General features: G+C 37.1%; 16 protein-coding genes and 2 pseudogenes. 14 read left to right on the forward strand and 4 right to left on the reverse strand.

Going from position 1 to position 19,411, the window contains the following annotated elements; all coding sequences use genetic code 11:
* Nucleotides 1-320: 320 nt before the first annotated feature.
* Nucleotides 321-1,718, reverse strand: coding sequence for a sensor histidine kinase (locus BW986_RS21055; protein ID WP_076370403.1), 1,398 nt, complete (start codon nucleotides 1,716-1,718; stop codon nucleotides 321-323).
* Nucleotides 1,719-1,724: 6 nt separating this feature from the next.
* The gene (locus BW986_RS21060) at nucleotides 1,725-2,399 is read right to left on the reverse strand and encodes a response regulator (protein WP_076370405.1); all 675 of its coding nucleotides are present in this window, start codon (nucleotides 2,397-2,399) and stop codon (nucleotides 1,725-1,727) included.
* 558 nt (nucleotides 2,400-2,957) lie between these two features.
* Here BW986_RS21060 and BW986_RS21065 point away from each other — a divergent pair.
* The 9 genes and pseudogenes from BW986_RS21065 to BW986_RS21105 all read left to right on the forward strand — a co-directional run.
* Nucleotides 2,958-3,518, forward strand: a complete 561-nt coding sequence (locus tag BW986_RS21065; RefSeq protein WP_081395735.1) for an iron transporter — start codon at nucleotides 2,958-2,960, stop codon at nucleotides 3,516-3,518.
* Nucleotides 3,519-3,597: 79 nt separating this feature from the next.
* A complete protein-coding gene (locus BW986_RS21070; RefSeq protein WP_076370407.1) occupies nucleotides 3,598-4,134 on the forward strand; it encodes a DoxX family membrane protein in 537 nt (178 codons plus the stop codon).
* Nucleotides 4,135-4,404: 270 nt separating this feature from the next.
* On the forward strand, nucleotides 4,405-5,907 hold the full coding sequence (locus BW986_RS21075) for an FTR1 family iron permease (protein WP_076370409.1): 1,503 nt from the start codon (nucleotides 4,405-4,407) through the stop codon (nucleotides 5,905-5,907).
* Nucleotides 5,894-6,313, forward strand: coding sequence for a hypothetical protein (locus BW986_RS21080; protein WP_076370411.1), 420 nt, complete (start codon nucleotides 5,894-5,896; stop codon nucleotides 6,311-6,313). The genes BW986_RS21075 and BW986_RS21080 overlap by 14 nt, the downstream gene beginning before the upstream one ends.
* A 191-nt stretch (nucleotides 6,314-6,504) precedes the next feature.
* On the forward strand, nucleotides 6,505-6,888 hold the full coding sequence (locus tag BW986_RS21085) for a DUF1259 domain-containing protein (RefSeq protein WP_076370413.1): 384 nt from the start codon (nucleotides 6,505-6,507) through the stop codon (nucleotides 6,886-6,888).
* 430 nt (nucleotides 6,889-7,318) lie between these two features.
* Nucleotides 7,319-7,906 (forward strand): annotated as a pseudogene (locus BW986_RS21090) (ArsR/SmtB family transcription factor).
* Nucleotides 7,907-7,917: 11 nt separating this feature from the next.
* Nucleotides 7,918-9,195 (forward strand): MFS transporter, encoded by a 1,278-nt coding sequence (locus BW986_RS21095; RefSeq protein WP_076370415.1) that lies wholly within the window; start codon nucleotides 7,918-7,920, stop codon nucleotides 9,193-9,195.
* 674 nt (nucleotides 9,196-9,869) lie between these two features.
* On the forward strand, nucleotides 9,870-10,970 hold the full coding sequence (locus BW986_RS21100; RefSeq protein WP_076370417.1) for a CotS family spore coat protein: 1,101 nt from the start codon (nucleotides 9,870-9,872) through the stop codon (nucleotides 10,968-10,970).
* Nucleotides 10,967-12,100 (forward strand): annotated as a pseudogene (locus tag BW986_RS21105) (glycosyltransferase family 4 protein); the annotation flags it as partial. The gene BW986_RS21100 and the pseudogene BW986_RS21105, both read left to right, overlap by 4 nt.
* Before the next feature lie 529 nt (nucleotides 12,101-12,629).
* Here BW986_RS21105 and BW986_RS21110 read toward each other — a convergent pair.
* The gene (locus BW986_RS21110; RefSeq protein ID WP_076370421.1) at nucleotides 12,630-13,970 is read right to left on the reverse strand and encodes a nucleobase:cation symporter-2 family protein; all 1,341 of its coding nucleotides are present in this window, start codon (nucleotides 13,968-13,970) and stop codon (nucleotides 12,630-12,632) included.
* Between the two features lie 247 nt (nucleotides 13,971-14,217).
* Between BW986_RS21110 and BW986_RS21115 the strand changes: the two genes are divergently transcribed.
* Nucleotides 14,218-15,405 carry a PucR family transcriptional regulator gene (locus BW986_RS21115; protein ID WP_076370423.1) on the forward strand — a complete coding sequence of 396 codons (1,188 nt, stop codon included), beginning with the start codon at nucleotides 14,218-14,220 and terminating at the stop codon, nucleotides 15,403-15,405.
* 111 nt (nucleotides 15,406-15,516) lie between these two features.
* Here BW986_RS21115 and BW986_RS21120 read toward each other — a convergent pair whose 3' ends face one another.
* On the reverse strand, nucleotides 15,517-16,707 hold the full coding sequence (locus BW986_RS21120; RefSeq protein WP_076370425.1) for a PucR family transcriptional regulator: 1,191 nt from the start codon (nucleotides 16,705-16,707) through the stop codon (nucleotides 15,517-15,519).
* A 238-nt stretch (nucleotides 16,708-16,945) separates the two neighbouring features.
* Here BW986_RS21120 and uraD point away from each other — a divergent pair, with 238 nt between their 5' ends.
* Genes uraD through tpx form a run of 4 tightly spaced genes read left to right on the forward strand, consistent with a single transcriptional unit; the run spans nucleotide 16,946 to nucleotide 19,369 of the window.
* Nucleotides 16,946-17,443: a 2-oxo-4-hydroxy-4-carboxy-5-ureidoimidazoline decarboxylase gene (gene uraD / locus BW986_RS21125; protein WP_081395737.1), complete on the forward strand. Its 498-nt coding sequence runs from the start codon at nucleotides 16,946-16,948 to the stop codon at nucleotides 17,441-17,443.
* Between the two features lie 13 nt (nucleotides 17,444-17,456).
* Nucleotides 17,457-18,440: a factor-independent urate hydroxylase gene (gene pucL, locus BW986_RS21130; RefSeq protein WP_076370427.1), complete on the forward strand. Its 984-nt coding sequence runs from the start codon at nucleotides 17,457-17,459 to the stop codon at nucleotides 18,438-18,440.
* Entirely contained in the window at nucleotides 18,440-18,799 is a 360-nt protein-coding gene (gene uraH / locus BW986_RS21135; protein WP_076370429.1) for a hydroxyisourate hydrolase, read from the forward strand. Before pucL ends, uraH begins: the two co-directional genes overlap by 1 nt.
* Before the next feature lie 30 nt (nucleotides 18,800-18,829).
* Nucleotides 18,830-19,369 carry a thiol peroxidase gene (gene tpx, locus BW986_RS21140; protein ID WP_076370431.1) on the forward strand — a complete coding sequence of 180 codons (540 nt, stop codon included), beginning with the start codon at nucleotides 18,830-18,832 and terminating at the stop codon, nucleotides 19,367-19,369.
* The last annotated feature ends 42 nt before the right edge of the window (nucleotides 19,370-19,411 follow it).

Here is a 19,411-nt window from a genome sequence, read left to right on the forward strand (position 1 = left end):
CTTTAGATTCTGTTCAAAAAAATCCGAGTTTCTAAACACCTTATCATTAAAGGATTTATGAGAGGTTAACTCTTTTTTAATGTCTAATAACCTCATCACTTTATCTATGTCAGTTAATAGGTCAAATTAAGTTTAGTTACACTATTGATGGTCTTAAAGTACAATAAACATCAATTTTTCATGTGAGAATTTGCTTAGCGTATTTTCTCAGCGAAAAACTACTGGACCCCTGTAAGAAGAAATAGGTACCGAAAAATACAAACCTGGAAAAACTTGTTTTGAAATTGCAATCTTGGATAGTGGGAGCCGTCTGTATACCATTAACCAGCGTGCAATTTTACAATCACTCTAGTTCCTTCATCAGGCTTGCTAAAAACCTCAATCGTCCCTTTGTGAGCTTCTACAATCCATTTACATAAAGACAATCCTAAACCTGTTCCTCCTTGACTTCTTGATCGGGAATCGTCCACACGATAAAATCGCTGAAAAATAAAAGGCAAGTGTTTATCTGGAATCCCAATCCCATGATCATGTACTTCAATATAAATGAATTTTTCTTTACTGCATGCTTTGATTTCTACCTTACCACCTTCTGGGGTGTACTTAAGCGCATTTTCTATCAAGTTAATAAATAATCTTCGCAAGAGATCTTCATCCCCGTATAAAATGAATGGATCAGGTATTTGAATATGCATTTCAATCTGTTTTTTCATACTCAAAGATAATAAATGGTTCCTTACATATTGGAACAACAACATTCCGTCGACTGTTTTTTGTTCAATCTGATTTGAATTGGAGGTATTTCTTGATAAATATAAGAATTTTTCTACCATATCAGATAAATAGATGATTTCTTCCAAAACAGTTTGTAGGATACGTTTATATTCCTCTTCCGATCTATTTCTAATAAAAGCAACATCTAATTCCCCTCGCATAATCGTTAAGGAAGTACGAAGTTCATGAGAAACATCGGAAGTAAACTGCTGGATTTGAGTGAAAGAGGTTTCTAATCTGTTAATCATATGATTAACAGTTTTAGATAAACTCTGCAATTCATCTTCTGGCCCTTCAATAGGCAACCGTTCATGTAAATTTGATGCGGTAATTTGATTGGTAGTATTGATTATTTGATGAATCGGATGTAACGTTTTTTTCGATATCAGCCGTCCCATGACCAGTGAGATCCCCGCAAATCCGAAAATAAAAAATAAAAGAATGCTTTTTAAATTCAAAATTGATAATTCTAATATTCTGCTGTATGTTGCAACTGTAATTTGAAAGTTTAATATTCCCTTAGAACTCATTGGTGCTGACATGGCGCGAAGAGGTGTACCATTCAACTCTGTATTCCAGATCAAAACATTCTCATCCTTCTTCTCCAACACATCTGAACGTTTGATTCGTTTGCCATGCAAGTTATGAGATCCCGCGATGATTTGTCCTTGTTTGTTTTCAATTTGCCAATATATTTCTTCTTCGTTAACCATCTCAAAACTTGGCGATCCGTTAATGTGCTGTTCGATTTCAGAAAACGTATCTTTTTTTCCCAAACAATATGTAATTAAACTGAGCTCTCTGGCCAGCATCGAATCAACTTTTTTGGTTAACATATCAGTAAATGTAAAATATAAGAATGCGCTAAATAGGAATAAAATGAACATAAACATAATTGAATGCCAAATCGTAATTCTCCATCCGATACTTTTAAAAAAGTTCATGATGGTTTATTTTTCTCCTTTAATCATATAACCTACACTATAAATCGTTTGGATGAGTTTTACATTGAAATTTTTGTCGACTTTATTCCTTAGGTGATTAATATAAACATCAACCACGTTTGTTCCTATATTATAAGCATCTAACCACACACGCTCTAAAATCAAGGTTCGAGACAAAGTCTTACCTGCATTTCTCATCAAAAATTCCAAAATTGCATATTCCTTATTGGAAAGGAATATATGGAGTCCATCTCGAATCACTTCTCTCGTAGAAGGATTCAACGTCAAATCAGCGACTTGCAAAAGAGGTGATGACTTCTCTTGATTTCGTCTTAACAGACTCCGTATACGTGCTAATAACTCCGTAAAAGCAAAAGGCTTTGTCATATAATCATCCGCCCCGAAATCAAGTCCCTCTACTTTATCTACTACTGAATCTTTGGCACTCAGAATAAGAATAGGAACATTTCTTCCATTCAACCTTAGTTCCTTAATTAACCGCATTCCATTTTTTTTGGGAATCATAAGGTCAACAATAATAAGATCATAATCTTCTGCATAAGCCAGCTCAGATGCCATTTCACCATCACTCGCCACATCTACAACATAATGGTATTCTTTTAGCCCTTGCGATATAAAGCGCGCTACTTTTGTCTCATCTTCTACCAATAATAACCGCATCCCATTTCCCCCAACAAATTCACTCACTTCAATTAGATAATGATAATCATTATCAAATTATTTATAACAATATCTTAGATTAACGCTCTGACCTGGTCAATCGAACAATAATTTCCATTTAAAAGCTAATAAGAAAACATACTCTGGTACCATTGCTATTTCTCTGTGGAATTTACTACAAAAACTAACTATTTTTATGATTATTTGACTAGAACGAGAAAATTTAAAACCTAATTTAATTAAGGAAAAAAAACGTATCATAAGGGAGGATTTTAGAACTCGGAGTGAAAAATTAATTTTTTTTAATTTTGTTTTAAAGTATTTTTAATTTTTTTTTTGTAGCATACGAACATCGACAAGTTATTGATAATGATTATCATTATTATTTTAACTTTCTATCCGATGGAGGAATTAATGATGTAACACTAAGAGTTAGAAGGATTGCACCTATAGATAGAAAAATAAAATCATGTTGAAAAATAAAATAATTGAAAGAATTAAATTTTAAGAATGAAATCATTTTTTACACACTTTAGATCATATATGGAGGTATAGCTTATGAGAAAATTATTATTAATTTTGGTATCAATCGTAATTCTTGCTTTATCTGTTGCTTGTACCGATCAAAAAGATAAGGCTTCTGAACAAAAGGGAAAAAGTATAAAACATGAACAACATGAAGAAGCTGGAGAAGATGTAACAATTGGTCAGGTAAATAAAAACGGAATGGAGATTAATGCAGTTTATATGCCTCATTCAGTTGAAGTGGCACCGGTTGAACATGGAGGAAAAGAAGGTAACATTCATTTAGAAGCAGACATTCATGCAACGGGGGATAATACTTTTGGATTCCATGAAGGTGAATGGATTCCTTATCTATCAATTAAGTATAAAATACATCATCTAGATTCAAATAAAGTGATAGAAGAAGGGCAACTATATCAAATGGTGGCAGGCGATCCGCATTATGCTTCAAATGTTTATATTCCACAATCAGGAAATTATGAATTGACTTATGAGATCAGTGCACCTGATTTAGCTCGTCACGTTGGAGATGTTAAAGGTTTCTATGAACCTATGACATTCAAATGGAAATTCAAGTATGAAGAATCTAAATAATTGTCCAATTATTAATGGGGATTTTATAAATTTGATTCAAAGTTGACACAAAAAAGTTAATTTATTAAGAGGTGACGATATGAAAAATTCAATTGATAATATGATATTTAAATCTCTAGTAGTACTCATGAGAATATTATTTGGATTAGGGTGGTTTTTAGCGGGATTAACCAAAATTACAGGTAAAACAGGTGAAGTATCATGGTACGAACAACCCACAGTGTTCCTAACTGAATATTTGACAAAATCATTGGATAAGCCAAATGTACCCGAATTTTATAAGAACTTTATTGATGGGGCAGCTTTAAATCATGTGCCGTTTTTAAATTACACAATACCCATTACCCAAATAATTATGGGCATATGCTTAATAGTTGGCTTTATGACATTACCTGCTATTTTTATCTGCTTATTTATGCAAATTAATTTCATCCTTTCCGGTAATATGAATTTGCTTAGCTTAACTCTCTATACATCTGCGTTCGGATTATTGTTCTTTAGGAAAGATGCATTGATTTTAAGTTTAGACAGATATTTTAGAATTAAAATACTTTGCCCCAGCCCGCTTTTGAGTGAGGCAAATGAAAATAAAAACTGGGTCTCTTTTAATGATTAATTGGACACATGGTAAACATGAGAATTACCATCAAATAAGATCGCTACCAAGAAAAATTTAACAGCCTTACCCCGATTGAATACCGAGAAAAGGCAATAGTTTTTTATATTCGTTAGGGGTATTAGTAAACTCCTTCATATCAAAATATTTATTGACATCCATTAATTAAAGAACGTTTATTTTCTATAGATATAATTCATAATTATTTTCATTACGGATTACAAAATTTTTTTGCATAAAAAGATACTTTTCATTCCAAAGGAGGCCTTTATGAAAAGCAAGTTAGTTACGACTTTTTTAATTTTACTCACAGCTTTTGTCATTTTACCAATAAACAGTTTTGCAGCTAATGCATCCGATGACATGAAAAAGGCAAATGAGATAGTTGTAGAAACTATCCAATCTGTGGATAAGGGCGACACAAAGGCAGCTTTTAGGCAATACGAAACCTTTACATCTACTTGGATTTCAATTGAAGATGGAGTGAAAAACCAATCTCAGCTGGCTTATCATGATATTGAAGATATCATGGGTCAAGCTCAGTTCGCTTTTGCTCAGCAGCCTGTGGATCATGAGAAATTAAAAAATGCACTTATTAGATTAAAAGAGACCAACCAAAATTTTATAGAAGGTAAGTATTCTTCTTCATCTAAAAGTGGTAAAAATTCAGGTACCACTGGAAATGTAGCAGAACTTGTGACACTGCTGAATCAGTCTCTTTCGAAGATTAATGATAATGATATTGAAGGCGCAAAGGGGGACATAGAGAAGTTCCGAAAATCATGGTTGAATGTCGAAGGAATTGTCCTTACGCAATCCTCAAAGATATATGGTAATGCGGAAAGGGATATGGTTGATAGTTACGCCATGTTATCCTCCAATCCCGCGGATGTTCAAAGTGCAAAGAAAACGATTGAAGGTATGCGTGATTACCTCTCTCCACTGGTAGCAAAGACAAGCTATACCATGCTGGATGCCACCACCATTCTTCTTCGCGAAGGATTGGAAGCATTGCTTGTAGTGGTGGCTTTGCTTGGATTTTTGAGAAAAGCTGGCCATGAAGCGAAAAGTAAATGGATCTGGTACGGAGTAGGAGCCGGACTTGGAGTAAGCCTTGTACTTGGCGTAATTGTAAACCTATTATTTTCTACAGGTACATTTGGAAGTAACAATTTCTTGATATCCGGCTGGACAGGGATATTTGCAGCAGTGATGCTTCTATATATGAGTTATTGGCTTCACAGTAAATCAAGTCTTGCTGAATGGCAACGATATATTCGGACACAAAGTACAAAAGCACTTGATACCGGTAGCTTGTTCTCCCTAGCCATTCTTTCGTTCCTGGCTGTTTTCCGTGAAGGAACAGAGACTGTCCTATTCTTTATCGGGATGGCTGCTTCCATTAAGTTAGCATCGCTTTTACTAGGGATTGCCATTGGACTGTTCATCCTTGTAATTGTTACATACCTCATACTCAAGGTAGGTTTGAAAATTCCAATGCGTCCATTCTTTCTCGTATCAAGCATTTTGATGTTCTACCTATGCATTAAGTTTGCTGGCATGGGGATTCATGGGCTGCAGCTTGCCGGGTTATTACCCGCGACTCAAGCACCCATCCCTAGCATTGACTTTTTCGGTATATATTCAACCTGGGAAAGTTTTATCCCTCAGGTGATCTTACTTGTTATCGCTGTTATTACAGCAATTTTAAATAAAAGAAAAAATAGTAAAATAAAAGTACATACTGGAGGTAACAAAATTGAAATCTCGTAAATTACTAGCCCCTATCCTCGTAGTAGCTGCATTAAGCTTAACTGCTTGCGGAAACAATAATGAAAAGGCAGCAGATGAAACCAAGAAAACAGAACAGTCCTCTCCAAAATCTGTTTCCATTAGTGATGGTGCGAAGGATATGAAACAAACGATTGCTGATCTAAATGCACAACTAAAAGCCAAGGATGCTACAAAAGTAAAAGAAAGTGGAGCGAAGCTTGAGGAATCTTGGCAAACATTTGAAGACGAGGTGAAAGATAAAAGCCCTGATTTATATGGCAAGGTCGAAACTCCCCTTCACACGATAGAAGCTGGTGCAACGTCTTCACCGCTTGATTTGCCAACACTTACAAAAGCTGCAAATGAGTTAGATGGTGTTTTATCTGACGTTCAAAATTTAAAATAAAAGTAAATCGTTTTCTATTAGTTAAACAAACCATAGGAAGAAAAGGGATAGAAGCCTATAGGCTCTATCCTTTTTTTCATATGGAGCTAACAGGAGCAGGATAGTTAATTTTCATTTCAAAATAGATGCATATCCGTTTCGAATCTATCCATTGATTCATATCCTATTAATATTAGGGAGGGGATGAATAGATGGCATCTAATGATGAATTAATTTGTCAAAAGTTTGCTAGGATTATCGGCGGCCAAGAAGGATTTGCGGGTGGAAAATGTGTGACAACCATAAATCGAAATGAAATCAAGGCAAAAATTTTAGGAAAACGTTTTAGAGTGACCTCTTCTTTCTCATTTGAATCAAGAGATAAGACTGGACAAGCATTGTGCCTAGGTAGGGTAGCACTCTTGCAAAGTGAAGTCGAGAATTTTGTTGCTTTGATTCTTAAACAAGGAATAATAGTTTCATCCATACACAATGAGTGGCTATTTGATGATCCGAATTTGATTTACGTTAATATCGAAGCTGTTGATGATCCATTAGTTTTTGCAAAGAAAGTCAGAAAAGCGTTAAGGAACTAACGGATGTCCCACTAGTTGATTTTTAATGAACATAATACACGGTGAAAACCTGGTTTTGTTGAACTGACAGGTGCGTTAGCCGAAGATTGGAGCTGTCTTTAAGGCGGCTTTTTCTTTTGGAACTAAAGGGGCAGGTAATCTTAGTTTATTCGTACGGCACGATAATGGTCTGGTGATGACTCTGCAGCCTATTTAGCATGAAAACAAACTGCCCCCTTTAAAATGGTTTAGTGCCATACTAAGTACAAAAGGATGTAAGGGGAATTTTTAACAAACGGTTGGAGTAAAATTTTATAAGGAATTGTTTGACATTTCTTATAGCTTTGCTTAATATTCAAGTATTTAATAAAACATCTGAATAGATAGATGGTGATTTTACATGTTTAACGATCGAAATTTAAAAGATTTATTGTATTAAGAGTTCGCAAGAATAGGTAAAAGACTTCTAGTCCAAAACGATTGGAAATTCTATATTTTATCTCAAGGGTCCAAAGTCGGTGGAGGCATTATCTAAAGCTATTGATATGTCTGTGGCGAATGTATGAACCCTTGCTAATTCTAGATTGGTAAAGTTTCAGAAGAAAGGGATCTACGTCATTTACGAACTAGCGGATGCAGCCATTTCGGATTTTTTAACTTCCTTGCATACATTATCAGAAAAACAGTTCGTACAGGTTCAACAAATTAAGCAGGAGTTCTTGAATGTCAATCTTGGCATGGATGGGGTTTCACCTTCAGAACTTAAAGAACGGATGGATAAAGGTGAAGTTATTTTGTTGGATGTAAGACCTATGGAGGAATATGAAGAAGCTCATATTCCTGGTGCAGTTTCTATGCCAATTGAAGAGTTAAGTGAGAAACTTTCAACTTTACCAACCAATTGTGATGTGGTTGTTTATTGTCGTGGTTGTTACTGTTTAATGTCAGTGGAAGCTGTTGAACTTTTAAGCCCAAAGGTTTTAATGCATTTCGTCTAGAGGAAGGTGTACATGATTGGAAATTACAGAATGATAAATGAGGTATTAACAAATGTCTAATAAAGCATATCAAATGAACCAGGGCTATATAGATTCTCAAGAAAAACAAAAAATGTTATACAAACGCACATTAATTATTGTAAGTATTTCACAAATTTTTGGTGGTGCTGGGTTAGCTGCTGGAATTACGGTGGGGGCACTTCTTGCTCAACAAATGCTTGGCACTGATGCATTTGCTGGACTTCCTTCGGGTTTATTTACTTTAGGGTCTGCAGGAGCTGCTTTAGTCGTAGGGAGACTTTCTCAACGTTACGGCCGTCGTACAGGTCTAACAGCCGGTTTTATGATAGGTGGACTTGGAGCAATAGGAGTCATAACTGCAGCGATAATAAATAGTGTATTCCTTTTATTTGCTTCCCTGCTTATTTATGGAGCAGGAACAGCGACGAATTTGCAAGCGCGTTACGCTGGAACGGACTTAGCAAACAATAAACAACGAGCTACTGCTATTAGTATTACAATGGTGTTTACAACATTTGGTGCAGTTGCAGGTCCGAATTTAGTGAATGTAATGGGGGGTTTTGCTGCATCTATAGGCATTCCATCACTTGCTGGTCCTTTCATTTTATCGGCAGCAGCATTTATCCTGGCAGGTCTTGTACTTTTCGTCATGCTTCGCCCAGACCCATTAGTAATAGCAAGAACGATAGAAGCGTCCAACCAAGAAAGTAAGGGAATAGAACATTCGACTGATACTGAACAAACAGTAAACAAAAGAGGAATTATTGTTGGTGCGACAATTATGGTTCTTACTCAAATCGTAATGGTGGCTATCATGACAATGACACCAGTTCATATGGGACATCATGGACATAACTTGGGTGATATAGGTCTTGTTATTGGATTTCATGTATGTGCCATGTATCTCCCGTCACTGGTTACAGGTTTCCTTGTTGATAAGTTCGGTCGTACTGCCATGGCTATTGCCTCTGGAGCCACTTTGCTTCTGGCAGGTTTAATATCAGCGATTGCACCAGGCGATTCCATGATTTTCCTAGTAATTGCCCTTTCTTTACTTGGATTAGGTTGGAATTTTGGTTTAATAAGTGGGACTGCTCTTATTGTTGATTCAACTGAAACTTCAACTCGGGCTAAAACTCAAGGTAAAGTGGATGTTTTAATTGCATTATCAGGAGCTTCGGGCGGAGCCTTATCCGGAATGATCGTGGCTGGTTCAAGTTATACAACATTATCATTTATTGGAGGGCTATTATCTTTATTATTGATTCCAGTGGTTATCTGGTCCCGGGGAAGCAAAAATAAAATTTGAACTAACAAATGCTTTAGCACAATAAGCGAAATAAAAAAGCCGTTTCCTAACGTATAGGAAACGGCTTTTTTTGCTGGGATTTGCTTATCATACAAAATACCGTAGTTTGTGTGATTCCCCTTCTATGATGAAGGCTCTTTTCGAAAAGATTGTTTTTAAAACTAAACGATTTAAGGTTGATTGGAAAGCGAGCATCTGGAGGGGAAATCAACCACACCGCTTTACTTGGTAAATAGCAACAAAGTATGTGAAAACAGCCATGATAAAAAAGCGACAAACAAACGAAAGGTAAAGCATGTTTTAAAAGTTTGATCGAAACATGCTTTTATATATTCAATTGAATTGTCCAAGTCGAGCTTGAATTCATTGACGAAAATGATATCGAGATTCGATGATTCTAACAGGTCATATTTACACCAGAACCCAATTACCTAACAATTTGGGTGAATTGTCTGATACAAAAGTTTTTTTTCCACATAGTTTAATAAAAAGTATGACTACTCCAGCGGTGTCGACTAATCACGGATATTTAATAAAGAACAATATTCAACATTAGAGTATGAAATTATGCTTGTATATGGATACAACCTGATATTGGAACATAACAAATCTGTCGTGACCTTACCCTTATATTGGCGGAAAATACTTTTATATATATCACAGGAGGGGTTTTCATGGAGAAAGCAATAATTGTGCCTTGGGAAGAAGATGAACTTACTCATGAGTTTTTTGTTCCTGAATATATTGAAAAAATGGCACTGGAAGTTCTTGAACATTACGGTTTCTCCGTTCAGAACATGCATGTTGTTACAACAAAACCAGATAAAGGCGGCTCTATTTGGAAAATGGAAACAAGTTCAGGGCCAAAGAGTTTAAAGCTTTTACACAGAAGACCTACAAGAAGCATGTTTAGCTTGGGAGCTCAAGAATATTTAGTCAATGTTAAGGAAGCAAGAGTACCGCCCATCGTGAAAACCAAAGATGGAAAAGATTATGTTGAGGCTGGAGGGAAGTTATGGTTCGTCGCTGAGTGGATCGAATCCTTGGCACCTGTAACAAAAGATTTGGAAGGAGCCAAACACCTTTGCAATGCCCTCGGCGAATTCCACCTTTTAAGCAAAGGGTATGTTCCGCCTCAACAAGCTGAAGTTGCATCCAGATTATATAAATGGCCAGCGACTTATGAAAAAGTCATTAATAAAATGGATTGGTTTCGAAACATTGCCAATGCATATGAAGAAATGCCTGCAAGCCCCCACTTGCTGAATGTGTTAGATCAATTCGAAGAACAAGCAAAAAGAAGTTTAGAACAATTAAATGAATCAAGCTATTTAGAGTTAGCACAACAAGGAAATGAATATTGGGGATTAGTGCATCAAGATTATGGCTGGTCAAATGGACAAATGGGAGATAATGGAATGTGGATTATTGACCTTGATGGTGTTGCTTATGACCTTCCCATTCGCGATTTGAGAAAACTGATTACAGGCACAATGGCAGATTTATATAGATGGGATGCAACTTGGGTAAGAGAAATGATCAAATCCTATCATGAGGCAAATCCAATTTCATCGCAACTATATGATATTTTAATGATCGATTTAGCTGGTCCAAATGAATTTTACAAGAATATTAAAGAAGTAGTATATGAACCTGAATTATTTCTAAATGATCAAACAACAGCCATGATTCAAACAATTGTTGATACCGATCAGACAAAATGGCCAGTTTTAGAAGAAATTAAAGATGATTGGAAGGGAATGGAACAAACATGAAAATTTTAATGATTTGTACCGAAAAGCTTCCTGTTCCTCCGGTACTAGGTGGTGCCATTCAAACCTATATCTCAGGCGTCCTGCCACATTTAAGTAAAGCCCATGATATTACGGTTTTAGGAATTAATGATCCATCACTCCCTGATCAAGAGACGATTGATGGAAACCATTATGTACGTGTACCTGGAAAAATATTCGAAGTATATCGTGAAGAGGTTATTCACTATCTTGAAGCAAATCATTTCGATCTAATTCATATATTCAATCGACCTCGACTAGTCCTTCCTGTCCGAAAAGCGGCACCTAATTCAAAAATTACCCTTAGCATGCATAATGATATGTTTAATCCAGAGAAAATCAATCCGGAAGAAGCAAAAGCGGCCATAGATGAAGTTACAAATATTGTGACTGTCAGTGACTATATAGGAAATGTCATAAAAACTTTATATCCACAAGCTTCATCAAAGATTCGCACAATCTATTCTGGTGTTGACACCAATCGATTTCTGCCCGGCAGTCACCCGAAAATGCAAAAAATTCGTAATGAATTACGCAAAGCAAACGGTCTTGAAAACAAAACGGTCATATTATTTGCAGGAAGACTTTCAAATAATAAAGGAGTCGATAGGCTAATTCGGGCATTACCTGAGCTTTCAAGTAAATTTAAGGATTTGGCTATAGTTATTGTCGGAAGTAAATGGTTCAGCCAAAATGATGTTACCGATTATGTAGCTTATGTAAGAGCATTGGCAAAAAAGCTGCCTATCCCAGTTGTTTCAACAGGTTTTGTTGCACCTAGTGAAATACAAAATTGGTTTGCTGCTGCTGATTTATTCGTGTGTACATCAATATGGCAAGAACCACTTGCACGCGTCCATTATGAAGCAATGGCTGCAGGGCTTCCAATCGTAACAACTGCAAGGGGCGGAAATCCAGAGGTCATTCGTATAAGAGAGAATGGGCTTGTAGTGGAGAATCCAGAAGATCCTGGATGTTTTACAGAGAAGATTACAGAAATTCTATCAAACAGAGCCCTAATGAAAAAAATGGGCGAACGAGGCAGAGAACTTGCCCTTACCTTATATGAATGGGATCGAGTAGGATCTGAAATACTTGAAGTTTGGAAAAAATAACTGTATAACCAATCAAGAGTAGATGAGAATTGCGCTTACTAAACCACTTGTCACTGGTGATGCAGGGGTTAAGGATTACATTTATGTGAACAATTCCTAAAGGGTACGGAAAACAAAATTAGGTGATGATGCATTTTCAGGACCTACCCCTACTGCCCCCTCTAAGCTAAGCAAGTTAAGCTTAAAGCTCTCCAGAACCACCCCAAGTTTCAATTTTATGCAATAAATTTGTCAATCACACCCCTGACTCAACAATCTTTACGAAATCAGCCTTATAAAAAAAATACAATTTAAGGGACCCTTGAATATAGTCTCAAAAAAAGGGCATTTTCCATATTGGAGGGTATATCGCTCTCTTTTCAACCCTAAAATTGAGTAAAAAAAGCACCTTGCTTACCTATTAAATAGGCTGTTACAAGGTGCTTGCATTATTTGTTTGAAAATTATCTGAATAAGGTTATAATTAAAAGTGTTGGAGAATTTAGCCAACTAGACACCCTTAGAGACTTGCCTTGTCCGCTACTTTCTAAGGGTGTATATTAATATTCTGGCTTATACTTGGTTGAATATCGGGTATGGAATGATGGTGTGTAATGGATGGATTTGTTTTTCCATTCAGGATGGCATTTAACACAACTAGGGTTATTGTACCCATCACTACTCCATTTCCACATATTAATTGGACTGTTTCAGGGAATTTATCGAATGCTTCAGGGACCCCCTTGATTGCTAGACCGACTCCTATTCCAAGTGCAATCGTCAATTGATTCGATGGTTTGCTCAAATCAGCTTTTGCTACCATTCCCAAAGCTGCAGATAGAAGCATTCCAAACATTGGTATCATAGCCCCACCGAGAACAGGTAAAGGGATCATCGTCGTAAGACCGGCAACCTTAGGCACAAAAGCTAGAATGATTAGAATACAGCCTGCCGTGACTACTACCGAGCGCTGAGTTATCTTTGTCAGCAGGACCAAGCCAACATTTTGTGAGAAGGTAGAATGGTTAAAAGAGTTGAAGATACCACTTATGAAGCTCCCTATTCCTTCTGCCCGGAGCCCCTTTTCCACATCTTTTTCGGTTATTTCCTTCCCGCATACTTCCCCGAGTGTCAAAAAGACACCTATGCTTTCAACAGCAATGATTAAAGATATGATTGTCATAGTGATAATAGATGAAAAGTCGAAGGTGGGTACCCCAAAATAGAAAGGAGTCACCATTGTAAACCAGCTGGCCTCTGTAAAGCCTGAGGTATCGACCATACCTAAGAAACCAGCCAATATAGTACCAAGAACCATGGCGAAAAGAACTGAAACCGCTTTCAAGAAACCTTTAGTAAGTGTATTCAACAGAAGGAAACACAGTAGTGTAAAACCAGCTAGCATTAGATTCATAGGATCTCCAAAGGTGGGGGAACCGCTTCCACCCGCTGCATTTTTCATGGCAACTGGCATTAATGACACGCCTATAATTAAAATGACGGACCCTGCAACAATTGGTGGGAAAAAGGGTATTAATTTACCAATTACTCCTGATAAAATAGCAACAATTAATCCAGATACCATAACTGCGCCTAATACCCCGGTTATACTATGGACTGTTCCTATAGCTATTACTGGCTCAACCACGATAAAAGAAACAGCCATTAAGGCCGGTAACCTTATACCAAATCCTTTACCGCCAATAACTTGAATCAAGGTGACTATCCCACAGGCGAGTAAATCAAACGAGATCAGGTATATGATCTGTTCTTGTGTCAAGCCGATTGCAGGACCGACGATTAGTGGAACAGCTACCGCTCCTCCATACATTACACAAACATGCTGTAAACCTAACAATAGCGTGTTTACTTTGCTCAAATTTTCCATGATTGCCCCCTTTTAATTAGTAAGAGCTTTCCAATTATGTGGATCTAATGAAATCGCCTCCTTGTGATTTTGTAAACGCTTCCTTATGGTCGAATTTATTGTTGCTTATTAAGAAACAGCATTTACAAAATTAATCTGTTTTTATATTATCACCGCCATAATGCTAAATCAAGACTATTTTTTGGAAAAATATGAATATTCATTCAAGTGCATTCTGTTTATAATTAAGAAGAATAGGGGGAGAAATATGTATTTAACGATCGAAAAAGCTTTGAAGCTTCCTGCCCTAAACCAAGTGGAAGTTATTGGAGGAAATCAAGGGTTAGCTCGGGTAATTAATTCAGTAAGTATAATGGATCATCCGGATATATCATGGATTAAACGAGGGGAACTCCTACTGACAACTGGTTATGTGTTTAAAGATGACCTGAATGCTCAAATCAATCTTGTTAGGGAATTGTCGAAAAGAGGAAGTGCTGGATTAGCTATCAAGATTAAGAGGTTTCTTTCTACGATTCCTCCTGGAATGGTAGAAGAAGCGAACAAGCACAATTTCCCCTTACTGGAGATTCCTTATGAAATGCCTTTATCCGACTTATTATTCAGCTTTACATATGAACTTGTTAATAAGGAAAAAGTGAAAAACAATGGAAAAGGAAGTTTTGAAGTTTTTCATTCTCTTTTGAATGGGGAAAATAGGACTTCACCTTTTATCCCCCAATTGCAGGAATTTGGCTTTAATCCCGATAGGCCATATATTCTGCTCTTAATAAATGTAACGAAAGAAGAAGGGGATTCATTCTTTCCAATTGGTAGAATGTTGGAGAAATTAAACCAAACGGAAAAAAAAGATTTTAAGTATTGGAATATCGACTTCGATGGTCAATTGATTATCCTGCAAGGAAAAGGAATGGTGACTGATGAACACCTACTTCTGCAGGCCCAAAGAATTGCCGGCATTTTAGAAGGTCTTATATCCGAAGATAATCCTGGCACTTCACTATCCATGGGGTTAAGTAAGGTGAAAAAAGAAATCCACAATATGAAAGAAGGGTTTTCTGAAGCTAAAAAGGCTATTCAACTTGGCTCGAGGGTCAACCCGACTAACATCAATGATTACGCAAGCATTGAAGTTGAAGATTTAATAAATCAAATCCCTAAGGATGCAATAACTCAATACGTGCTATCCATGATTCAACCGATTATTGTATATGATAGGGAAAATGAGGGGGAGTTGTTAAAAACGCTGGAAACATATCTATTTTCAAGAGGGAGAATAGAAGATGCGGCACGAGCTTTGTTTGTTCATCGAAATACTGTAAAGTTCCGTTTGTCCAGGATTGAGGACTTATTGGGAGTTGATTTAAAATCGAGGGATATTGCTTTTAAATTGCAGTTTAGTATAAAAGCTGCGAAGTTATTATTACATGACTAGGTAAAGGTAGCAGGATTTGAAGGAATCCGGAATCAAGTGTTACTGGACTTAGAAAAAAACTGCCAGGGAATAGGTATCTCTGGCAGTTTTTCATATGGTATGGACTATTTCTTATCGGTCATCCAGCAGACGTTTGGCATATAGGGCAAGTTTTAAAGTGAACAGATCATCATTGCTTAAGTCCATTCCCAATAGTTTTTTTATGCTTTTTATTCGAAAATGGATAGTGTTTCGATGTACCCCCATTTTTCTGGCCGTTTCAGCAGGCCGAAGATTGCATTGCAAATATGCCTCCAAGGTTTTGATAAGGTCAGACTGGGTTTCATCGTCATGGTCCTTCAGCGGTGCTAAATTACCTGTAACAATATCCATGAGCATATTTTTTGGAGCATACTGCAAAATTTTAAATGTTATTAATTCTTTGTAGCTGTAAACTTCCTTTCCTGGGTTCAATCGTTTTCCCAAATCAATAGATTGTAAAGCTTCCTGTAAGCTAATAGCTAGATTTTTAATACCTGTATGATAGTTACCGACTCCCAGCGTAAGTTCCATTGGCAGGTGTTTAGATAAAGTGGAGATAATTTGTTGGCTTATCTGGATGACTTGTGAATAAAAGTGGGTGTTCCCTAGGGGGATGGTATCCAGATAAATGATAACTAGACTGCCCTTGATATTCCTTATGAGCTTATCGATTTTATATTGCCCGGTTAATGTTTCAATTGTCTTGATAAGCTGTTTATAAGCAATGGAATCATTCCTTTGATTCCATTGCAGCGTTAAAGGTAAAACAGTACATATGTATCCTCCAGTAATTTGAGTGAAGCTGGATTTGACCTCCGTCATCCCTAAAATCCCGTAACTTATATTTTCGGCACCATCTCCCGAAAAATCTTCAATACTATAACTCAACTCTTTTTGTTCATTCTGTCTCGTTACAATTTCACGAAGCAGGGGAGACATGATATCTGATAGCGAAAACTCAGTGGGGATTCTGAGAATAGGCAAATTGGCCATATTGGCGATGCTGATAGTAGTTTGTGGAATTTCTTCCAGTTTGATGAACAATCCTGAACAATTCATTTTTGCTAATTCGATTACGAATTGGTCTAATTGTTGCGGATTATCTTGAAATAAGTATCCTGTTGTTAGAATCAATTCATTTGGCTTCAACCAGGAAAGCACATCAGGAGCATCAAAGCTATTGATGGATTCTATTTCTCTATTAAGTCCCTGAATGCCAGCTACCACTTGGCATTGTTTGATCTGTGGTAATTTTAATGCATCAGTCATCGTTAAATGCATGATAGGTCCCCTTCGCTGTGCCCTTTTTCTCTAATTTAACTAATTTTTTGAATATTGGCAACTGAAGCTAAGCTATAAGGATAGCCTGTTTTTTAAAGGTGAGTGCGGTAAGCACAAAGGGTTTGGAAAAATATTAGCTTTTTCAGCTAATGACCTATAAATAAGCGCACGTATATAATTCAATTAAGTTAAGAATGTTTTGAATTGTAAAAATAATCTGAAGAAAGGAGGCCCCGCATTGATATCTGACCTTAATAGCATAAATGAGTTGAACAAGGTGGAATTCATCCAAAAGTTAGGTTGGGTATATGAACATTCTCCATGGATAGCAGAGCGTTCATGGGATTACAAGCCATTCATTTCCTTAGAGGACCTAAAAGAGAAAATGGAAATAGTTGTGCAGAATGCATCATTATCGGAACAGCTCCAATTAATCAAGTCTCACCCGGACTTGGCAGCCCGGATTGATATGGCTGAAGCATCAGTTAAAGAACAATCCGCAGCCGGTTTGAATTCGCTTTCTCCGGATGAATATGAAGAATTTCATGCGTTAAATAATCAGTATAAAGAAAAGTTTGGATTTCCGTTCATATTTGCTGTCCGTGGCAGCGATAAAACGTTGATAAAGGCAGAGATGAAAAGAAGGATTGGTTTGGATCAGGCAAATGAACTTAAGGAAGCGATCAAGCAAATCCACTTAATTGCTAGCCACAGGTTATCTGATTTTATTAAATAGGAGGAGGAATAATATGACAGTTCAAAATGAAAACAGAACGATGTATTACGGTAAAGGGGATGTATTTGTATATAGGACTTTTGTACAGCCTCTTACAGGTTTGAGGAAAATACCGGAATCAGGTTTCACAGAAAGAGATAACACTATTTTTGGATTCAATTGCCAGATTTCTCTGAAAGGGGAAGCTTTCTTATCTTCTTTTACGGAAGGAGATAATAGCTTGGTGATTGCAACGGATTCCATGAAAAACATCATTCATCGCCAGGCCGCCAATTATCAAGGAAATACGGCGGAAGGATTTTTAAAGTTCTTATGTGAAGTTTTCCTTGATAAGTATAGCCACATAGATGCAGTAGAATTGACAGCAAATGAAGTTCCCTTCGATCATGTACTTGTTCCAAAAGGGGAAGGACATGAAAATAGTGATGTTGTGTTTCGATGTTCCAGAAATGAGAGGGCTACCACTACAATCGAAGTGAAAAGGACACCTACCGGAAGCAAAATCGTCAAGCATTCAAGTGGAATAGTTGATGTCCAGTTAATCAAGGTTAAAGGAAGCTCTTTTTATGGATTTATTCAAGATGAATACACCACACTGCCAGAAGCTCATGATCGTCCACTATTTATCTACTTGGATTTCGATTGGGAATATAGCCGCTGGGAGGATGCCACGGGAGCAAATCCAGAAAAATATGTAGCAGCGGAACAAATTAGTGATATTGCAAACACAGTGTTCCATGAACTGAATAACCGTTCGATTCAGCAGCTCATTTATCATATTGGCATCAGGATTCTGGAACGTTTCCCTCAGCTCGCAAATGTTCAATTTAAAACCAATAATCGTACCTGGGAAACGGTTGTAGATACTATTCCAAATTCAGAAGGAAGTGTTTATCAGGAACCTCGTCCTCCGTTTGGCTTCCAAGGCTTTGTCGTTACACAAGAAGACGTTAAACAAAAAAAGGCAGCTGATTCAACTGTAGGGGTTTCCCGATAATGGACAGTAAGCTGACCACACATGTTTTAGACCTGTCTAAAGGCCTGCCGGCAAAAGGGATGAAGATAGAACTTTGGGCCATAGCAGAACAGGGAGACCATTCTTTCATTAAAGAAGTCTGTACAAACAAAGATGGGAGAGTGGATGATCCGCTACTTCAAGGGGATGATCTCAAACCAGGGGAGTATGAGCTTGTCTTTTATGTTGGGGAATATTTCAATGATGGAGCGAATGATCCTTATAAAAGGCCATTTTTAAATAAGGTCCCACTTCGTTTTGGAATAAGAAGTAATGAAGAACATTATCATGTTCCTCTGCTTGTTGCTCCAGGAGGATATAGCACCTACCGAGGAAGTTAGTGAATCAGTAAGGGAGTTGGAGGGTTCAATTTGGCATATGAGCGTACTGGTGTAGTGACTTTAGGCGGTAATCCAGTGACCTTAATTGGTCTTGAACTAAGGGTAGGGGATAAGGCCCCTGACTTTGCACTATTAACAAATGACCGCCGTAAAGCACATTTAACAGACTATAAAAATAAGGCATGCATCATCACGACTGTTCCTTCGCTTGATACGGGTGTATGTGATTTACAAACAAAGGTCTTAAATGAAGAAGCAAGCAAAATGGGTGATGATGTAGCAGTGTTGGCCATCAGCGCTGACCTTCCTTTTGCTCAAGCAAGATGGTGTAAAGAGAGTAATGTGGAAGCCATAACCATTCTCTCCGACCATTTTGATTTGTCATTTGGTACTGCATATGGAACGTATATGAAAGAACAACGACTGGAATGCAGGGCAGTATTTGTAATAAATCAAGAAGGAACTATTAAGTATGTGGAATATGTACCGGAAGTCACGGATCACCCAGATTATGAATCCGCATTGCAGGCAGCGAAGGAAGTGATAAATAAAGCTGGTACAGCAAAATGAATATTTTCCCTCACGAAGGATATTAAAATTTCATTCTATTAT

The sequence above is a fragment of the Peribacillus simplex genome (assembly GCF_900156045.1).
Classification (GTDB): Bacteria; Bacillota; Bacilli; order Bacillales; family DSM-1321; genus Peribacillus; species Peribacillus simplex_D.

Bases quoted from the DNA above. Each gene is read 5' to 3' on its own strand.
- BW986_RS21120 (WP_076370425.1), bottom strand. From the start codon at position 16,707: ATGCATTTAACGATGACTGATGCATTAAAATTACCACAGATCAAACAA.
- uraH (WP_076370429.1), top strand. From the start codon at position 18,440: ATGGACAGTAAGCTGACCACACATGTTTTAGACCTGTCTAAAGGCCTG.
- BW986_RS21085 (WP_076370413.1), top strand. From the start codon at position 6,505: ATGGCATCTAATGATGAATTAATTTGTCAAAAGTTTGCTAGGATTATC.
- BW986_RS21075 (WP_076370409.1), top strand. From the start codon at position 4,405: ATGAAAAGCAAGTTAGTTACGACTTTTTTAATTTTACTCACAGCTTTT.
- BW986_RS21110 (WP_076370421.1), bottom strand. From the start codon at position 13,970: ATGGAAAATTTGAGCAAAGTAAACACGCTATTGTTAGGTTTACAGCAT.
- BW986_RS21095 (WP_076370415.1), top strand. From the start codon at position 7,918: ATGTCTAATAAAGCATATCAAATGAACCAGGGCTATATAGATTCTCAA.
- pucL (WP_076370427.1), top strand. From the start codon at position 17,457: ATGACAGTTCAAAATGAAAACAGAACGATGTATTACGGTAAAGGGGAT.
- BW986_RS21060 (WP_076370405.1), bottom strand. From the start codon at position 2,399: ATGCGGTTATTATTGGTAGAAGATGAGACAAAAGTAGCGCGCTTTATA.
- BW986_RS21100 (WP_076370417.1), top strand. From the start codon at position 9,870: ATGGAGAAAGCAATAATTGTGCCTTGGGAAGAAGATGAACTTACTCAT.
- BW986_RS21115 (WP_076370423.1), top strand. From the start codon at position 14,218: ATGTATTTAACGATCGAAAAAGCTTTGAAGCTTCCTGCCCTAAACCAA.
- BW986_RS21065 (WP_081395735.1), top strand. From the start codon at position 2,958: ATGAGAAAATTATTATTAATTTTGGTATCAATCGTAATTCTTGCTTTA.
- BW986_RS21055 (WP_076370403.1), bottom strand. From the start codon at position 1,718: ATGAACTTTTTTAAAAGTATCGGATGGAGAATTACGATTTGGCATTCA.
- BW986_RS21070 (WP_076370407.1), top strand. From the start codon at position 3,598: ATGAAAAATTCAATTGATAATATGATATTTAAATCTCTAGTAGTACTC.